Here is a 12,595-nt window from a genome sequence, read left to right as displayed (position 1 = left end):
ATGTACGTAGCGGACAGCCGCCCCCGAGCTCGCGACTCCGCTCGCGCAGGGGGAACCTCCGGCACTGCGTCCGCGGAACCCGCCGCCCGGCCACCGGCCGGGCGGCGCGGCACCGCGATCGCCCCCACGGTCCTGGCCCTCGGCTCGGTCAGCCTCATCACCGACGTCTCGTCCGAGATGGTCACGGCGGTCCTGCCGCTCTACCTCGTCGCGGGACTCGGCCTCTCGCCCCTCGGCTTCGGCCTCCTGGACGGCGTCTACAACGGCTTCTCGGCGCTGGTCCGTCTCGTCGGCGGACACTTCGCGGACCGGGGAGGCGGCCGCCACAAAACGGTCGCCCTGTTCGGCTACGGACTCTCGGCGCTCTGCAAACCCCTGCTCCTGCTGGCCGCCACCCTCCCCACGATCGGCATGGTCCTGGCGGCCGACCGCACGGGCAAGGGCCTGCGCACGGCGCCGCGGGACGCCCTGATCTCCCTGAGCAGCACCCCGGCCACCCGCGGCAGAGCCTTCGGCGTGCACCGGGCGATGGACACGACGGGCGCCCTCCTCGGCCCTCTCGCGGCCTTCCTGATCCTGCGCGCGACGACGGACGGCTACGACGCGGTCTTCACCGTCAGTTTCTGCGTCGCGGCACTGGGCGTACTGGTCCTGCTGCTCTTCGTCCCCCGCCGGCACGAAGCCGAACAGGTGACCGCCGAGGACAGCCGCCCGGCACCCGCACCCGCACCCGCACCCGCACCCGCACAGGAGACCGCCAAGCACAGCCGCCCATCACCCCCGCGCCCCACCTTCCGGTCCGCGCTGGCGCTCCTGCGCCGCCGCGAGGTGCGCCGCACCACGGTCTGCGCCCTGCTCCTCGGCCTCGCCACGGTCAGCGACTCCTTCATCTACCTGCTCCTCCAGCGCCGCCTCGGCGTCCCCGACCAGTGGTTCGCGCTGCTCCCCCTGGGCACGGCGGCCGCCTTCCTGCTCCTGGCCGCGCCCCTGGGCCGGCTCGCGGACCGCGTCGGCAGCTGGCGCGTGTTCCTCGCCGGCCACGCCGCGCTCCTCGCCGCGTACGGCCTGTTGCTCTCGCCGTGGCACGGCTCCGCCCTGCCGTACGCGGTCCTGGCGCTGCACGGCTGCTTCTACGCGGCGACGGACGGCGTCCTGATGGCCGCCGCCTCCACCGCCATCCCCCAGGAGCTGCGCTCGTCGGGGCTCGCCGTCGTCCAGACGGGCCAGGCGCTGGCGCGCTTCGTCTGCTCGATCGGCTTCGGCGCCGCCTGGACGGCGTGGGGCGACCGCACGGCTCTGGGCGCGGCCACGGTGGCGCTGGCGGCGGGCGCGGCGGTGGCGTACGCCTTCCGGCCCGAAACCCCCACCCCCGCGGAGGCAGTACCCGCATGACGACACGTAACAGACTGCTCGTCCTCGTCGCCGCGGTCGTCGCTCTGGCGGCCGTCGCGACGGCCTCGGTCCTGCACGCGGCGGCGCGCGCCGACCGCAGGAACGAGGCGCACGCGGGCGGCCCGAGGGTCACTGCGGGCCGGGTGACCCTGCCGGCCGGGGCCGCCGAGGCTCCCCGCCGCCTCGTCTTCCGCAACATGGCGTGGGGCCCCCACCGCGACGAGCTCACCACGGTCCCGGCGGGCCGCCCGGACTCGCCCCGCACCGCGTCGGGCGTCAAGTGCCTTCGCTTCTACGCCTCTTCGGGCACGGCCATCTGTCTGCGGGCCGAGCGGGGCGCGATGCAGGACACGTACACGGCGCGCGTCCTGGACTCGAAGCTCAAGGAGAAGGCCCACTACGCGCTGCCGGGCATCCCGTCCCGCGCCCGTGTCTCGCCGAGCGGGCGGTACGCGGCGTGGACGGTGTTCGTGGGCGGCGACAGCTACGCGGGCACGAACTTCTCGACGCGGGCGGCGATCGTGGACACCCGCACGGGTCACCTCACGCCGACGCTCGAGGACTTCCGGGTCGTCAAGGACGGCCGGACCTACCGCGCGGCGGACGTCAACTTCTGGGGCATCACGTTCGCGGCGGACGACCGCCACTTCTACGCGACGCTCGCGACGCACGGCAAGACCTACCTCGTACGGGGTGATCTGCGCACCCGCACGCTGACCACCGTCCACGAGAACGTCGAGTGCCCGTCCCTCTCCCCCGACGGCACCCGCGTCGCGTACAAGAAGCGCGTGAAGGGCCTTTCGGCGGACGCCCCTTGGCGGCTGTACGTACTCGACCTGCGCACGCTCCGCGAGACGCCCCTGGCGGAGACGCGCAGCGTGGACGACCAGGCGGTCTGGAGCGACGCGCACACGCTCACGTACGCGCTGCCGGGCGACTACGGCGCGGACCTCTACACCGTCCCGGCGGACGGCACGGGAGCCCCGCACCGCCTCACGAAGGCCGCGGTGTCTCCGGCGTACCTGTGACGGGCCGCGATCCGGAACCGCGCATACAGGTGGCAGACGTGCCCGCCACCCAGGTGATGCCTGGAGTCCGGATCGTCCAGCTCACCCCGCCCGGTTCCGGCTGTTCGGTGACGCTCGCCGAGGGCGTCCCGAACCCCACGGGCACGCCGCAGCCCGGCACTTACCACGGTCTGCAGCTCGTGGTCGCGGACATCAAGGCGGCCCACGGGGAGCTGACGGCGCGCGGCCTCGACGTCTCGGAGCCCCAGCCGTACGCCCCGGACGACGGCGGCACGTTCATGTACTTCGCCGACCCGGACGATGGGGGTCCCCTGTTCGAGCGAAGCCGAGAACTTGGGGGAGGCTGGGCGATCCAGGAGTACCGCAAGCGCGCCACGCAGCCGCTGCGCGAGCTGCTGCGCGAGCTGCTGCGCGAACAGCACCGGGGCTGACCCGGCTCACGGCTCCGGGATCAGCCGCACCACCGTCACCACCAGGATCGACCCGGAGACGTAGTACCGGACGATGACGCCGCGCACGGTCGCCTCCCTGCGGTCCGCCCACCGGCCGATGGGGAGGGACCCGTGCCCGTACGGGTCGACGCCGAGCGTGCGTTCCAGCTCCGCCCTGAACGGCACGGGTCCCGCCATCTTCGCGAGGGTGTCGTCGGCGGGCGGCGCGTACGAGATGCGGTGGCGGCGGCGATGACGTTGGCTCACGCGGCTCCGGCCCTCTCCGCTTCCTCGCGGGCGAGCCGGTCCATGATGGCGTCGGCGGCCGGGTCGGGCACGGCCTCCAGCATCCAGTGCCGCATCACGGCGTGGATCTCGTGCACCCCGGCCGCGTTGATCTCCCGGTCGAACTCCTCGCGCCGGTCCTCCGGCAGGGCGTCGCGGATGGCGGGGATGCTGTTGGGCACCTCGACCTCGACCCCGTCGACGAGGGTCCTGAGCGGCTCGGCCATGATGCGCTCCCTTCTCGCTCACCGATCACGTTATCGACCGGCACAACGCCGAAGGGGCGAGACGCGTCACGCGTCCCGCCCCTTCGCCCGAAGCCCTCGCAAGTGCCCTACAGCACCGGCAGGTTCTTCCGCAGCTCGAACGCGGTGACCTCGGAGCGGTACTCCTCCCACTCCTGCTTCTTGTTGCGCAGGAAGAAGTCGTACACGTGCTCGCCCAGCGTCTCGGCGACGAGTTCGCTGCGCTCCATGAGGGCGATCGCCTCGCCGAGGTTCTGCGGGAGCGGCTCGATGCCCATGGCGCGGCGCTCGGCGTCGGACAGGGCCCACACGTCGTCGTCGGCGCCCGGCGGGAGCTCGTAGCCCTCCTCGATGCCCTTGAGTCCGGCGGCGAGCAGCACGGCGTACGTCAGGTACGGGTTCGCGCCCGAGTCGATCGAGCGGACCTCGACGCGCGCGGAGCCGGTCTTGCCGGGCTTGTACATCGGGACGCGGATCAGGGCCGAGCGGTTGTTGTGGCCCCAGCAGATGTACGAGGGCGCCTCGCCGCCGGCGCCGGCGGTGCGGCCGCCGCCGCCCCAGATGCGCTTGTAGGAGTTGACCCACTGGTTGGTGACGGCGGAGATCTCGGCGGCGTGCTTGAGCAGGCCCGCGATGAAGGAGCGGCCGACCTTGGACAGCTGGTACTCGGAGCCGGACTCGTAGAACGCGTTGCGGTCGCCCTCGAAGAGGGACAGGTGCGTGTGCATGCCGGAGCCGGGGTGGTCCGAGAACGGCTTCGGCATGAAGGTCGCCTGCACGCCCTGCTCCAGCGCCACCTGCTTCATGACGAGGCGGAACGTCATGATGTTGTCGGCCGTGGACAGCGCGTCGGCGTACCGCAGGTCGATCTCCTGCTGGCCGGGGGCGCCCTCGTGGTGGCTGAACTCGACCGAGATGCCCATGGATTCGAGCATGGTGATCGCCTGGCGGCGGAAGTCCATGCCGACGTTCTGCGGGGTGTGGTCGAAGTAGCCGGAGTTGTCGGCCGGGGTGGGGCGGGACCCGTCGAGCGGCTTGTCCTTGAGGAGGAAGAACTCGATCTCGGGGTGCGTGTAGAAGGTGAAGCCCAGGTCGGAGGTCTTGGCCAGGGCCCGCTTCAGCACGTAGCGCGGGTCCGCGAACGACGGGGAGCCGTCGGGCATCAGGATGTCGCAGAACATCCGCGCGGTGCCGGGGGCCTCGGCGCGCCAGGGCAGCACCTGGAAGGTCGACGGGTCGGGCTTGGCGATCATGTCCGACTCGTACACGCGGGCGAAGCCCTCGATCGCGGAGCCGTCGAAGCCGATGCCCTCGTCGAAGGCCTGCTCCAGCTCCGCCGGGGCCACGGCCACCGACTTCAGGAAGCCGAGGACATCCGTGAACCACAGGCGGACGAACCGGATATCCCGCTCCTCGAGCGTCCGGAGCACGAATTCCTGCTGCTTGTCCATCTTCCGCTTCCACCCATCCTTGCTGGTCAGGCCGCCTGCGTCCGCGCCCTGCGGGACACCGTCGGCAGGCTCCTGAGCATCCCACCACATCACCGTTTCGTGCGCGTTGCCGACCTTGATCGACTGGTCGACCCGGGCCCGAACATCGCGCGAACGGCAGATGTATACGACTCCGTGCCCATAGTGCCTGCTGGGGCCCCTCGTCCCATAGTCCCTGCCGTCCGCGGCACCGGCTACACGGCATGGCAACCGCCCCCCGCTCCCCACTACGATCAGCGGACCCGTTCAGCCGTCCCGTCCCTTTCCCAGAAGGACTCACCATGGGTTCCGCCAAGAACACCGGCTCCGCGACGCGCAAGGCCCGGATAGAGGAGATGCGCCGCGCCGAGCGCTCCCGCGAGCGCCGCGGCCGTGTCCTCACCATCGCGGTGAGCGGCGTCGTCGTCCTCGCTCTCGCCGGCGTCGGGGCGTGGGCCGTCACGAAGGGGGACGACTCGCCGAAGGACGGCGCGGACGCGAAGTCGTCGGCCGGTTCGTTCAAGACCGGCTCGGACGGCGTGAAGACCTGGACGGGGAAGCTGACCCGCAACCACGTCGCGAAGAAGGTGACGTACCCGATGACGCCGCCGGTGGGCGGGGACCACAACCAGGTCTGGATGAACTGCAACGGCGACGTCTACAAGAAGGCGATCCCGAACGAGAACGCGGTGCACGCCCTGGAGCACGGCGCGGTCTGGGTGACGTACACGGACAAGGCCGACCCGGGTGACGTGCAGAAGCTCGCGGCGAAGGTCCGCCAGACGCCGTACTCGCTGATGAGCCCGGACCAGGACCAGAAGGACCCGATCATGCTGAGCGCCTGGGGCCACCAGCGGACCGTGAAGAGCGCCACCGACCCGGACGTGGCCTCGTTCTTCTCGGCGTTCGTCCAGGGCAAGCAGACCCCTGAGCCGGGTGCCGCCTGCACCAACGGCCTGTCCCAGTGAGGCGCGCGGCCTGGATCGCGCCGGCCGTGGCGGCGGTGCTCGTCGCGGGCGGGGCGGTCACGTACGCGGTCGCGGACGGGGACGACAGCGGTTCGGCGTCCGTGCGGGTGCCGGGCGCCGAGTCCGCCGACGCCGGGTTCGCGCGGGACATGGCGGTCCACCATCAGCAGGCCGTCGAGATGTCGTACATCGTGCGCGACCGCACGAAGGACGAGGAGGTGCGCCGCCTCGCCTACGACATCGCGCAGACGCAGGCCAACCAGCGGGGCATGCTGCTCGGCTGGCTCGACCTGTGGGGGCTGCCCAAGGTGTCCACGAAGCCGCCGATGTCCTGGATGGGCATGGGCGACATGCCGGCGGGGCAGGACGGCGCACTGATGCCGGGCATGGCCACCAACACCCAGCTCGATGAGCTCCGCAAGGCGGACGGCGAGCGGGCCGAGGTGCTGTACCTCCAGCTGATGACCGCGCACCACAAGGGCGGCGTCCACATGGCCGAGGGGTGCGTCGAGCGCTGTGAGGTCGGGGTGGAGAAGCGGCTCGCCGCGGGCATGGTCGCCTCGCAGAAGTCGGAAATCGACCTGATGGCGGGGATGTTGAAAGACCGGTCGTAGGAAGGAAAACCTCAGGAACACCTGAGGGAAACCCCCTCCCCGATTACGTACCGCCCCAAATCGCCCTCGGATGGCGTTCCTTGGGCTCTTCTTGGCGCTTCCATTCCCCTTGCATGAACGGTTCGGCGCAACAGTGATCAGTTGCGTGCGCAGCTCGAACAGTGCACGCGCATCACAGTCGCCACACGCGACGAACCACATCGCAGGGGGTTGTATGAGATCCACCCGTGCCGCGGCCCGCGCCGGGCTCAGCCTGGCAGCGACACTGCCACTGCTCGCCGGCGCGCTCGCCATCGCAGCACCCGTCGCCCAGGCCGACCCGAACCCGGGTGCCCGCGACGCACTGACCGGCACCAAGCCGCTCTGGGCCACGGCCAAGGCCGATCAGGGTGCCACGTCGAACAGCTCCACCGTGCACGCCCGCGTCTACCTCGCAGGGCGCGACGCGGCGGGCCTCGCGGCGTACGCGAAGGCCGTGTCCGACCCGCAGTCGGCTTCGTACGGCAAGTACCTCAGCGCCAAGCAGGCGCAGGCCCGCTTCGGCGCGACCAAGGCCCAGATAGCCGAGGTCACGAAGTGGCTCGAGTCCTCGGGCCTCACCGTGACCGACGTCAGCAAGCACTACATCTCCGTATCGGGCGAGGTCGCCGCCGCCGAGAAGGCGTTCGGCGCCCAGCTGCACAACTACGCCAAGGGCAAGCACACCTACCGCGCGCCCACGGCCGCCGCGACGGTGCCCGCGTCCCTGAACGGCGCGGTCCTCACCGTGACCGGCCTGGACAGCGCGCCGCACAAGGCGGACCACGACGAGACGCTGCCGCCGCCGGACGCCGTGTTCCACAACGCCGGCCCCTTCTCGTCGTACTTCGGCTCGAAGACGGCGAGCACCGCGCCGTCCGCGTACGGCCAGAAGGCCCCGTACGCCGTGAAGGGCTACACCGGCAAGCAGCTGCGGGCGGCCTACGGCGCCGGCACGAAGACCGGCAAGGGGGTCCGTGTCGCGATCACCGACGCGTACGCCTCGCCGACCATCGCCAAGGACGCGGCCACCTACGCCAAGCGCAACGGTGACGCGGCCTACCGCAGCGGCCAGTTGAAGCAGGTCCTGCCCGCGGACTACACGAAGACCGACGAGTGCGGGGCGTCCGGCTGGTACGGCGAGGAGACCCTCGACGTCGAGGCCGTGCACGCCGTGGCTCCCGCGGCCGACATCACCTACGTCGGCGCCGCGTCCTGCTACGACGACGCGTTGCTCGACTCGCTCGGCAAGATCGTCGACGGCCACCTCGCCGACATCGTGTCGAACTCGTGGGGCGACATCGAGGCCAACCAGACGCCCGACCTCGCCGCCGCGTACGACCAGATCTTCCAGTACGGCGCGATCGAGGGCATCGGCTTCTACTTCTCGTCCGGCGACAACGGCGACGAGGTGGCACACACCGGCACGAAGCAGGTGGACGTGCCCGCCAACTCGGCGTGGGTGACGTCCGTCGGCGGTACGTCGCTGGCCGTCGGCAAGGGCGACAAGTACCAGTTCGAGACCGGCTGGGGCACGCTGAAGGCCAACCTGTCGGCCGACGGCAAGAGCTGGGACGCCTTCCCCGGGGCGTACACCTCGGGTGCGGGCGGCGGCACCAGCAAGACGGTGAAGCAGCCGTCCTACCAGAAGGGTGTCGTCCCGAACTCGTTGGCGCGCGCCAACGGCGGCTCGCAGAAGATGCGTACGGTGCCGGACATCTCCGCGGTGGCCGACCCGAACACCGGCTTCCTCGTCGGCCAGTCGCAGACGTTCCCCGACGGCTCGCTCAAGTACGACGAGTACCGTATCGGCGGCACGTCGCTGGCGGCGCCCGTCATCGCGGGTGTGCAGGCGCTGGTCCAGGAGGCCCGCGGCGGGCACGCGCTCGGCTTCGCCAACCCGGCGATCTACGACCGCTCCGGCTCGAAGATCTACCACGACGTGACGGACCGGCCGACCGGCCGTGACCTCGCGGTGGTCCGCGTCGACTACGCGAACGGGTTCGACGCGGCCGACGGCCTGCTGACCTCCGTGCGCAGCCTCGGCAAGGACAGCTCGCTCAAGGCGGTCCGCGGCTACGACGACGTGACGGGTGTCGGCTCGCCGGCGCCGGGCTATGTGACGTCCTTCGGCCGTCGCTGACCCGAGAAGAGCGGCGCCCGTCCCGGGACATCCCCGGGACGGGCGCCGCCCTCATTTCCCTGCCACGCGCTACTGCTTGACGACCCTCAGGTCGTCGCACCAGCCGCTGCCCTTACCGGTGCGGGTGTAGCAGTAGAGGGTCGTCGAGGTATTGGTGGCGCCCGTGGTGAAGGTGGTGCTGCCGGTGCGCCAGCCGAACGCGCTGAAGGCGGGAATCCGGGTCTCGGCCCCGCCGAAGTTCTTCACTCCCACGGCGAGTTGGGTGTCGTACGCGTCGACGCGCCCCCAGCCGGAGAGCGTGTACGTGGTGTTCGGCGCGACGGTGATCTTCTGCTCGGCCGTGCTCGGGGTCCCCGAGACACGCAGGCTGGAGCCGCCCCCGTGCGGATTCGCGGTGTCGGCCGCGACGGCCCCCGAGGGCGCCCAGGGCGGGACGCCCGTCTCGAAGCCGGGGTTGGCGACCAGGTCGGTCCCGCCCGCACAGGCGGCGGCGTCGAACGCGGAGACCTGGTGGGCGCCGATGTCGGGACGACAGGCGACGGGCACGGGAGAGCCGAAGTAGTCCTTGCCGCCGGAGCCGGTGGTGACCTGCCCGGCGCCGCGCGCCGGGGAACCCGCCTTCAGCCTGTACCCCGCGGGATCGGCGGAGCCCGGGTCGGCGAGGAGCGGGTCGGCGGTCACCTTGCCGGGGTCGGCGGGCTCGGACGCCGGGTGGTTGCCGTACATGACGTTGTTGCGCCAGGTGTGTTCGGCGGGCTTGCCGCCGTATCGGCCGGTGCCGAGGTTGTAGAAGACGTTGTTGCTCCACAGCGTGGTGGACGCGCCACCGCTGCTCTCCACGACCGACGTGGTGGAACCGGTCACCCCGCCCCGGACACCCCCGCCCCACTCCCGGCACCCCGGCCGCCGCCCCTCAGGCGAGCCGCGAGAGATCCCCCCGCGAAAGCCGCCCGAGCAACTCCTCACCGCGCGCGAACCGCTCGGCCTCCTCCACCGCGTACAGCCCCAGCCGGCGCACCTCGCTGCCCTGCGCGCCCGCCATGTGCGGGGTGACCAGGACGTTGGGAAGGGTGAGCAACGGGTGCCCGGCGGGCAGCGGTTCGGGGTCGGTGACATCGAGAAACGCGTCGAGCCGGCCCGAGGCGCACTCACGAGCGAGCGCCTCGGTGTCGACGAGCGACCCCCGAGCGGTGTTCACAACGACACCGCCGTCAGCCACAAGTTTCAGCATCTCCTCCCCCAGCAACCCACGCGTCTCGGGCAGTTGAGGGGCGTGCACGCTCACGATGGAGCTGCGCCTGCAGAGCTCGGACAGCTCGACGAGTTCGACGCCGAGCGCGGCGGCCTCGCCTTCACCGACGTAGGGATCGGTGAGCAGGATCCGATACCCCGCATCCGAGGCGCGCAGCCCGGCAATCACGCGCCGGCCGATGCGGGAGGCGCCGATGATCCCGACGACGCGGCCGTCGGCGCCCTCGCGGGCGGTGAAGCCGGGCCAGCCGCCGGAGTAGCGGGCGGCGACGGGCAGTGCCTTCTTCGCGGCGAAGGTGATCGCGGCGAGCGTGAAGGCGACGACGGGGCCCGCGTTGGCGTCGGCGGCGGAGGACACGGTGATGCCGGGCCGCTCCCACAGGGCGTCCGAGACGACGGGCTTGACCGATCCGGCGGCGTGCACGACGGCGCGGAGCCGGGGCGCGTGCGCCAGGACGTCCGAGGTGAGCTGCGGGCAGCCCCAGCCGGTGATCAGCACCTCGACTCCGGAGAGGACCGCGCGGGCCTCGGGGGTGCCGAGCGGCCCGGTCAGCGCAACGGGCGCGAGGTCGGCGCACCGCCCGAGCCGTTGCCGCAGGTCCGACGGGATGACCCGGTCGAGCACCTCGGCGTCCATGGCCAGTGCCGCGATCGGTCGGTGTGCTGCCACGCGCTACCACCCTCCAGCTGCAGATCTGTAGTAACCGGTTACCTCAAGATGTCAGGAGGCTAGGCCCAACCCTGAAGACTGGTCAATAGATCTCGGAGACAAGGGGGTTGACCCGGCGTAGTAACCGTTTTAGATTCCCGCTCACCTTGTTCCAACGACGGAGGGGTTTCCGTGCCCACGGTGGCGAAGGACAGGCCCGAGACCGAGGCGGTGAAGCCCCCCGGCACCCCGGGCAGCGGGCCAAAGATGTATAAACCCAGACAGAACAGCTTCTGGAAACGGTTTCGGAGCAGCCGCACCTTCCTGCTGCTCATGCTTCCGGGCGTGGCCTACTTCCTGCTGTTCCACTACGGCGCCTTCGTCGGCAACGCCGTGGCGTTCAAGGAGTACGTCCCGTTCGACGGCCTCTGGGCGAGCCCCTGGGTGGGCTTCGAGAACTTCACCCGGATGTTCGGCGACGCCGACTTCTGGCACGCGACGTGGAACACCTTCTACATAGCGGTGCTCCAGCTGACCTTCTTCTTCCCCGTCCCCCTGGCGATCGCCCTCCTCCTCCACAGCCTCACGTCGGACCTCCTGCGCCGCTTCGTGCAGTCGGTGGTCTACCTGCCGCACTTCCTGTCCTGGGTGATCGTGGTGGCGCTGTTCCAGCAAGTCCTGTCCGACACGGGTTTGTTGAACTCGTTCCTGGGCGACTCGGGGATCCACACGGTCGACATCATCGGCAACCCTGACGCGTACCGCCCGCTGGTGGTCGCCGAGGTGGTCTGGAAGGACGCCGGCTGGGGCACGATCATCTTCCTCGCGGCGCTGATGCAGGTCGACGAGCAGCACTACGAGGCGGCGGCGATCGACGGCGCGGGCCCCTGGCGGCGCTTCTGGCACGTCACGCTGCCGTCCATCCGCCCGATCATCGTGCTGCTCCTGATCATGCGGCTCGGCGACATCCTGTCGGTCGGCTTCGAACAGATGCTGCTCCAGCGCCAGTCGGTGGGACCCGAGGTGGGCGAGGTCCTGGACACCTTCGTGTTCTGGCAGGGAATTGTCGGCGGGGACACCGGATACGCGGCAGCGGCGGGCCTGTTCAAGGGCGTGGTGGGCGCGGTGCTCGTCTTCACGGCGAACCGGGTGGCGCACAAGCTGGGCGAACAGGGGATCTACAAATGACCACAGTCATGAACACCAGGAACCCCACGCGCCCGGCGTGGAAGGAAAGCCCTAAACCGGTCACCCAAGCAGCCAAAGCGGTAGCGATAACGGTCGTCCTGGCCCTGGTCCTGATCCCGTTCCTGGTGATCATCTCCACGTCACTGGCGTCGAACAAGGAGGTGGTGGCCAACGGCGGCTGGGTCCTGTGGCCCACGGACCCGACCTTGCGGGCGTACCGCAACATCCTCAGCGGCGGGATCGTCACCAAGGCGCTGGGCGTGAGCATCGGCGTGACGCTGACAGGCACCCTGGCGTCCCTGGCATGCACATCGTTCCTGGCCTACGCACTCAGCCGCCCAGGAGTGCTGGGAGGCAAGCCGGTCCTCCTCGTCATCCTCTTCACGTTCCTCTTCCCTCCGGGCATGATCCCGGCGTTCCTCCTGGTCAAGGGCCTGGGCCTGCAGAACATGTACGCGGCCCTGATAGCCCCCGTCCTGATCAACGTCTTCAACCTGGTGGTCCTTCGAGGCTTCTTCCAGGGAATACCGGAGGAGCTGTACGAGGCGGCGCGACTGGACGGGGCGGGCGACTGGACCGTGTTCTGGCGGATCGTGCTCCCCCTGTCCAAGGCGGCCCTGGCGGTGGTCGGCCTGTTCTACGCGGTGAGCTACTGGAACGCCTGGTTCAACGCCTCGATCTACCTGGAGTCCGACCACTGGCCGCTCTCGCAGGTCCTGCGCACCTACGTGATCGGCGGCGCGCAGATCTCCGACACGGGCCTCAGTGAGGCCGGCATGGTCTCGGCCCCGCAGACGACGCAGATGGCGGTCCTGGTGATCGCCACCGTCCCGATCCTCCTCGTCTACCCGTTCCTCCAGAAGTACTTCACCAAGGGCGTGCTCACCGGCGCCGTCAAGAGCTAGCCAGTTGCC

13 protein-coding genes are annotated in these 12,595 nt (G+C 70.5%); 8 read left to right on the top strand and 5 right to left on the bottom strand.

Going from position 1 to position 12,595, the window contains the following annotated elements:
- Genes ACZ67T_RS05205 through ACZ67T_RS05195 form a run of 3 tightly spaced genes read left to right on the top strand, consistent with a single transcriptional unit; the run spans nt 1 to nt 2,851 of the window.
- The gene (locus ACZ67T_RS05205; RefSeq protein ID WP_469981633.1) at nt 1-1,392 is read left to right on the top strand and encodes an MFS transporter; all 1,392 of its coding nucleotides are present in this window, start codon (nt 1-3) and stop codon (nt 1,390-1,392) included.
- Complete coding sequence (locus ACZ67T_RS05200; protein WP_469981632.1) at nt 1,389-2,420, top strand: TolB family protein; 1,032 nt, start codon at nt 1,389-1,391, stop codon at nt 2,418-2,420. The genes ACZ67T_RS05205 and ACZ67T_RS05200 overlap by 4 nt, the downstream gene beginning before the upstream one ends.
- A gap of 56 nt (nt 2,421-2,476) precedes the next feature.
- Nucleotides 2,477-2,851 (top strand): VOC family protein, encoded by a 375-nt coding sequence (locus tag ACZ67T_RS05195; protein ID WP_469982263.1) that lies wholly within the window; start codon nt 2,477-2,479, stop codon nt 2,849-2,851.
- Between the two features lie 6 nt (nt 2,852-2,857).
- Here ACZ67T_RS05195 and ACZ67T_RS05190 read toward each other — a convergent pair whose 3' ends face one another.
- From ACZ67T_RS05190 to ACZ67T_RS05180, 3 genes are all read right to left on the bottom strand, one after another.
- Nucleotides 2,858-3,049 carry a hypothetical protein gene (locus ACZ67T_RS05190; protein WP_100592578.1) on the bottom strand — a complete coding sequence of 64 codons (192 nt, stop codon included), beginning with the start codon at nt 3,047-3,049 and terminating at the stop codon, nt 2,858-2,860.
- A 65-nt stretch (nt 3,050-3,114) separates the two neighbouring features.
- Nucleotides 3,115-3,363 (bottom strand): hypothetical protein, encoded by a 249-nt coding sequence (locus tag ACZ67T_RS05185; RefSeq protein ID WP_469981631.1) that lies wholly within the window; start codon nt 3,361-3,363, stop codon nt 3,115-3,117.
- Nucleotides 3,364-3,470: 107 nt separating this feature from the next.
- Complete coding sequence (locus ACZ67T_RS05180; RefSeq protein WP_116503685.1) at nt 3,471-4,832, bottom strand: glutamine synthetase family protein; 1,362 nt, start codon at nt 4,830-4,832, stop codon at nt 3,471-3,473.
- Nucleotides 4,833-5,152: 320 nt separating this feature from the next.
- Here ACZ67T_RS05180 and ACZ67T_RS05175 point away from each other — a divergent pair, with 320 nt between their 5' ends.
- The 3 genes from ACZ67T_RS05175 to ACZ67T_RS05165 all read left to right on the top strand — a co-directional run bounded on the left by ACZ67T_RS05175 (nt 5,153) and on the right by ACZ67T_RS05165 (nt 8,593).
- A complete protein-coding gene (locus tag ACZ67T_RS05175) occupies nt 5,153-5,818 on the top strand; it encodes a DUF3105 domain-containing protein (RefSeq protein WP_469981630.1) in 666 nt (221 codons plus the stop codon).
- The gene (locus tag ACZ67T_RS05170) at nt 5,815-6,432 is read left to right on the top strand and encodes a DUF305 domain-containing protein (protein WP_469981629.1); all 618 of its coding nucleotides are present in this window, start codon (nt 5,815-5,817) and stop codon (nt 6,430-6,432) included. Before ACZ67T_RS05175 ends, ACZ67T_RS05170 begins: the two co-directional genes overlap by 4 nt.
- A gap of 214 nt (nt 6,433-6,646) precedes the next feature.
- A complete protein-coding gene (locus tag ACZ67T_RS05165; protein ID WP_469981628.1) occupies nt 6,647-8,593 on the top strand; it encodes a S53 family peptidase in 1,947 nt (648 codons plus the stop codon).
- A 69-nt stretch (nt 8,594-8,662) separates the two neighbouring features.
- On the opposite strand, the gene ACZ67T_RS05160 is transcribed toward ACZ67T_RS05165, so the two are convergent.
- On the bottom strand, nt 8,663-9,457 hold the full coding sequence (locus tag ACZ67T_RS05160; RefSeq protein WP_469981627.1) for a carbohydrate binding domain-containing protein: 795 nt from the start codon (nt 9,455-9,457) through the stop codon (nt 8,663-8,665).
- Between the two features lie 49 nt (nt 9,458-9,506).
- Nucleotides 9,507-10,481, bottom strand: a complete 975-nt coding sequence (locus tag ACZ67T_RS05155) for a hydroxyacid dehydrogenase (RefSeq protein WP_469982261.1) — start codon at nt 10,479-10,481, stop codon at nt 9,507-9,509.
- 345 nt (nt 10,482-10,826) lie between these two features.
- On the opposite strand from ACZ67T_RS05155, the gene ACZ67T_RS05150 reads away from it, so the two are divergent.
- Both ACZ67T_RS05150 and ACZ67T_RS05145 read left to right on the top strand, forming a co-directional pair.
- Entirely contained in the window at nt 10,827-11,681 is an 855-nt protein-coding gene (locus tag ACZ67T_RS05150; RefSeq protein WP_469982260.1) for an ABC transporter permease, read from the top strand.
- Nucleotides 11,678-12,586, top strand: a complete 909-nt coding sequence (locus ACZ67T_RS05145) for a carbohydrate ABC transporter permease (RefSeq protein ID WP_469981626.1) — start codon at nt 11,678-11,680, stop codon at nt 12,584-12,586. Before ACZ67T_RS05150 ends, ACZ67T_RS05145 begins: the two co-directional genes overlap by 4 nt.
- The last annotated feature ends 9 nt before the right edge of the window (nt 12,587-12,595 follow it).

This window comes from Streptomyces sp. NPDC107517 (assembly GCF_055582645.1).
Note: the sequence above shows the minus strand (reverse complement) of the source record. Positions and strands in the feature narration are given on the sequence as shown.

Bases quoted from the DNA above. Each gene is read 5' to 3' on its own strand.
- ACZ67T_RS05205 (WP_469981633.1), top strand. From the start codon at position 1: ATGTACGTAGCGGACAGCCGCCCCCGAGCTCGCGACTCCGCTCGCGCA.
- ACZ67T_RS05200 (WP_469981632.1), top strand. From the start codon at position 1,389: ATGACGACACGTAACAGACTGCTCGTCCTCGTCGCCGCGGTCGTCGCT.
- ACZ67T_RS05195 (WP_469982263.1), top strand. From the start codon at position 2,477: ATGCCTGGAGTCCGGATCGTCCAGCTCACCCCGCCCGGTTCCGGCTGT.
- ACZ67T_RS05190 (WP_100592578.1), bottom strand. From the start codon at position 3,049: ATGGCGGGACCCGTGCCGTTCAGGGCGGAGCTGGAACGCACGCTCGGC.
- ACZ67T_RS05185 (WP_469981631.1), bottom strand. From the start codon at position 3,363: ATGGCCGAGCCGCTCAGGACCCTCGTCGACGGGGTCGAGGTCGAGGTG.
- ACZ67T_RS05180 (WP_116503685.1), bottom strand. From the start codon at position 4,832: ATGGACAAGCAGCAGGAATTCGTGCTCCGGACGCTCGAGGAGCGGGAT.
- ACZ67T_RS05175 (WP_469981630.1), top strand. From the start codon at position 5,153: ATGGGTTCCGCCAAGAACACCGGCTCCGCGACGCGCAAGGCCCGGATA.
- ACZ67T_RS05165 (WP_469981628.1), top strand. From the start codon at position 6,647: ATGAGATCCACCCGTGCCGCGGCCCGCGCCGGGCTCAGCCTGGCAGCG.
- ACZ67T_RS05155 (WP_469982261.1), bottom strand. From the start codon at position 10,481: ATGGACGCCGAGGTGCTCGACCGGGTCATCCCGTCGGACCTGCGGCAA.
- ACZ67T_RS05150 (WP_469982260.1), top strand. From the start codon at position 10,827: ATGCTTCCGGGCGTGGCCTACTTCCTGCTGTTCCACTACGGCGCCTTC.
- ACZ67T_RS05145 (WP_469981626.1), top strand. From the start codon at position 11,678: ATGACCACAGTCATGAACACCAGGAACCCCACGCGCCCGGCGTGGAAG.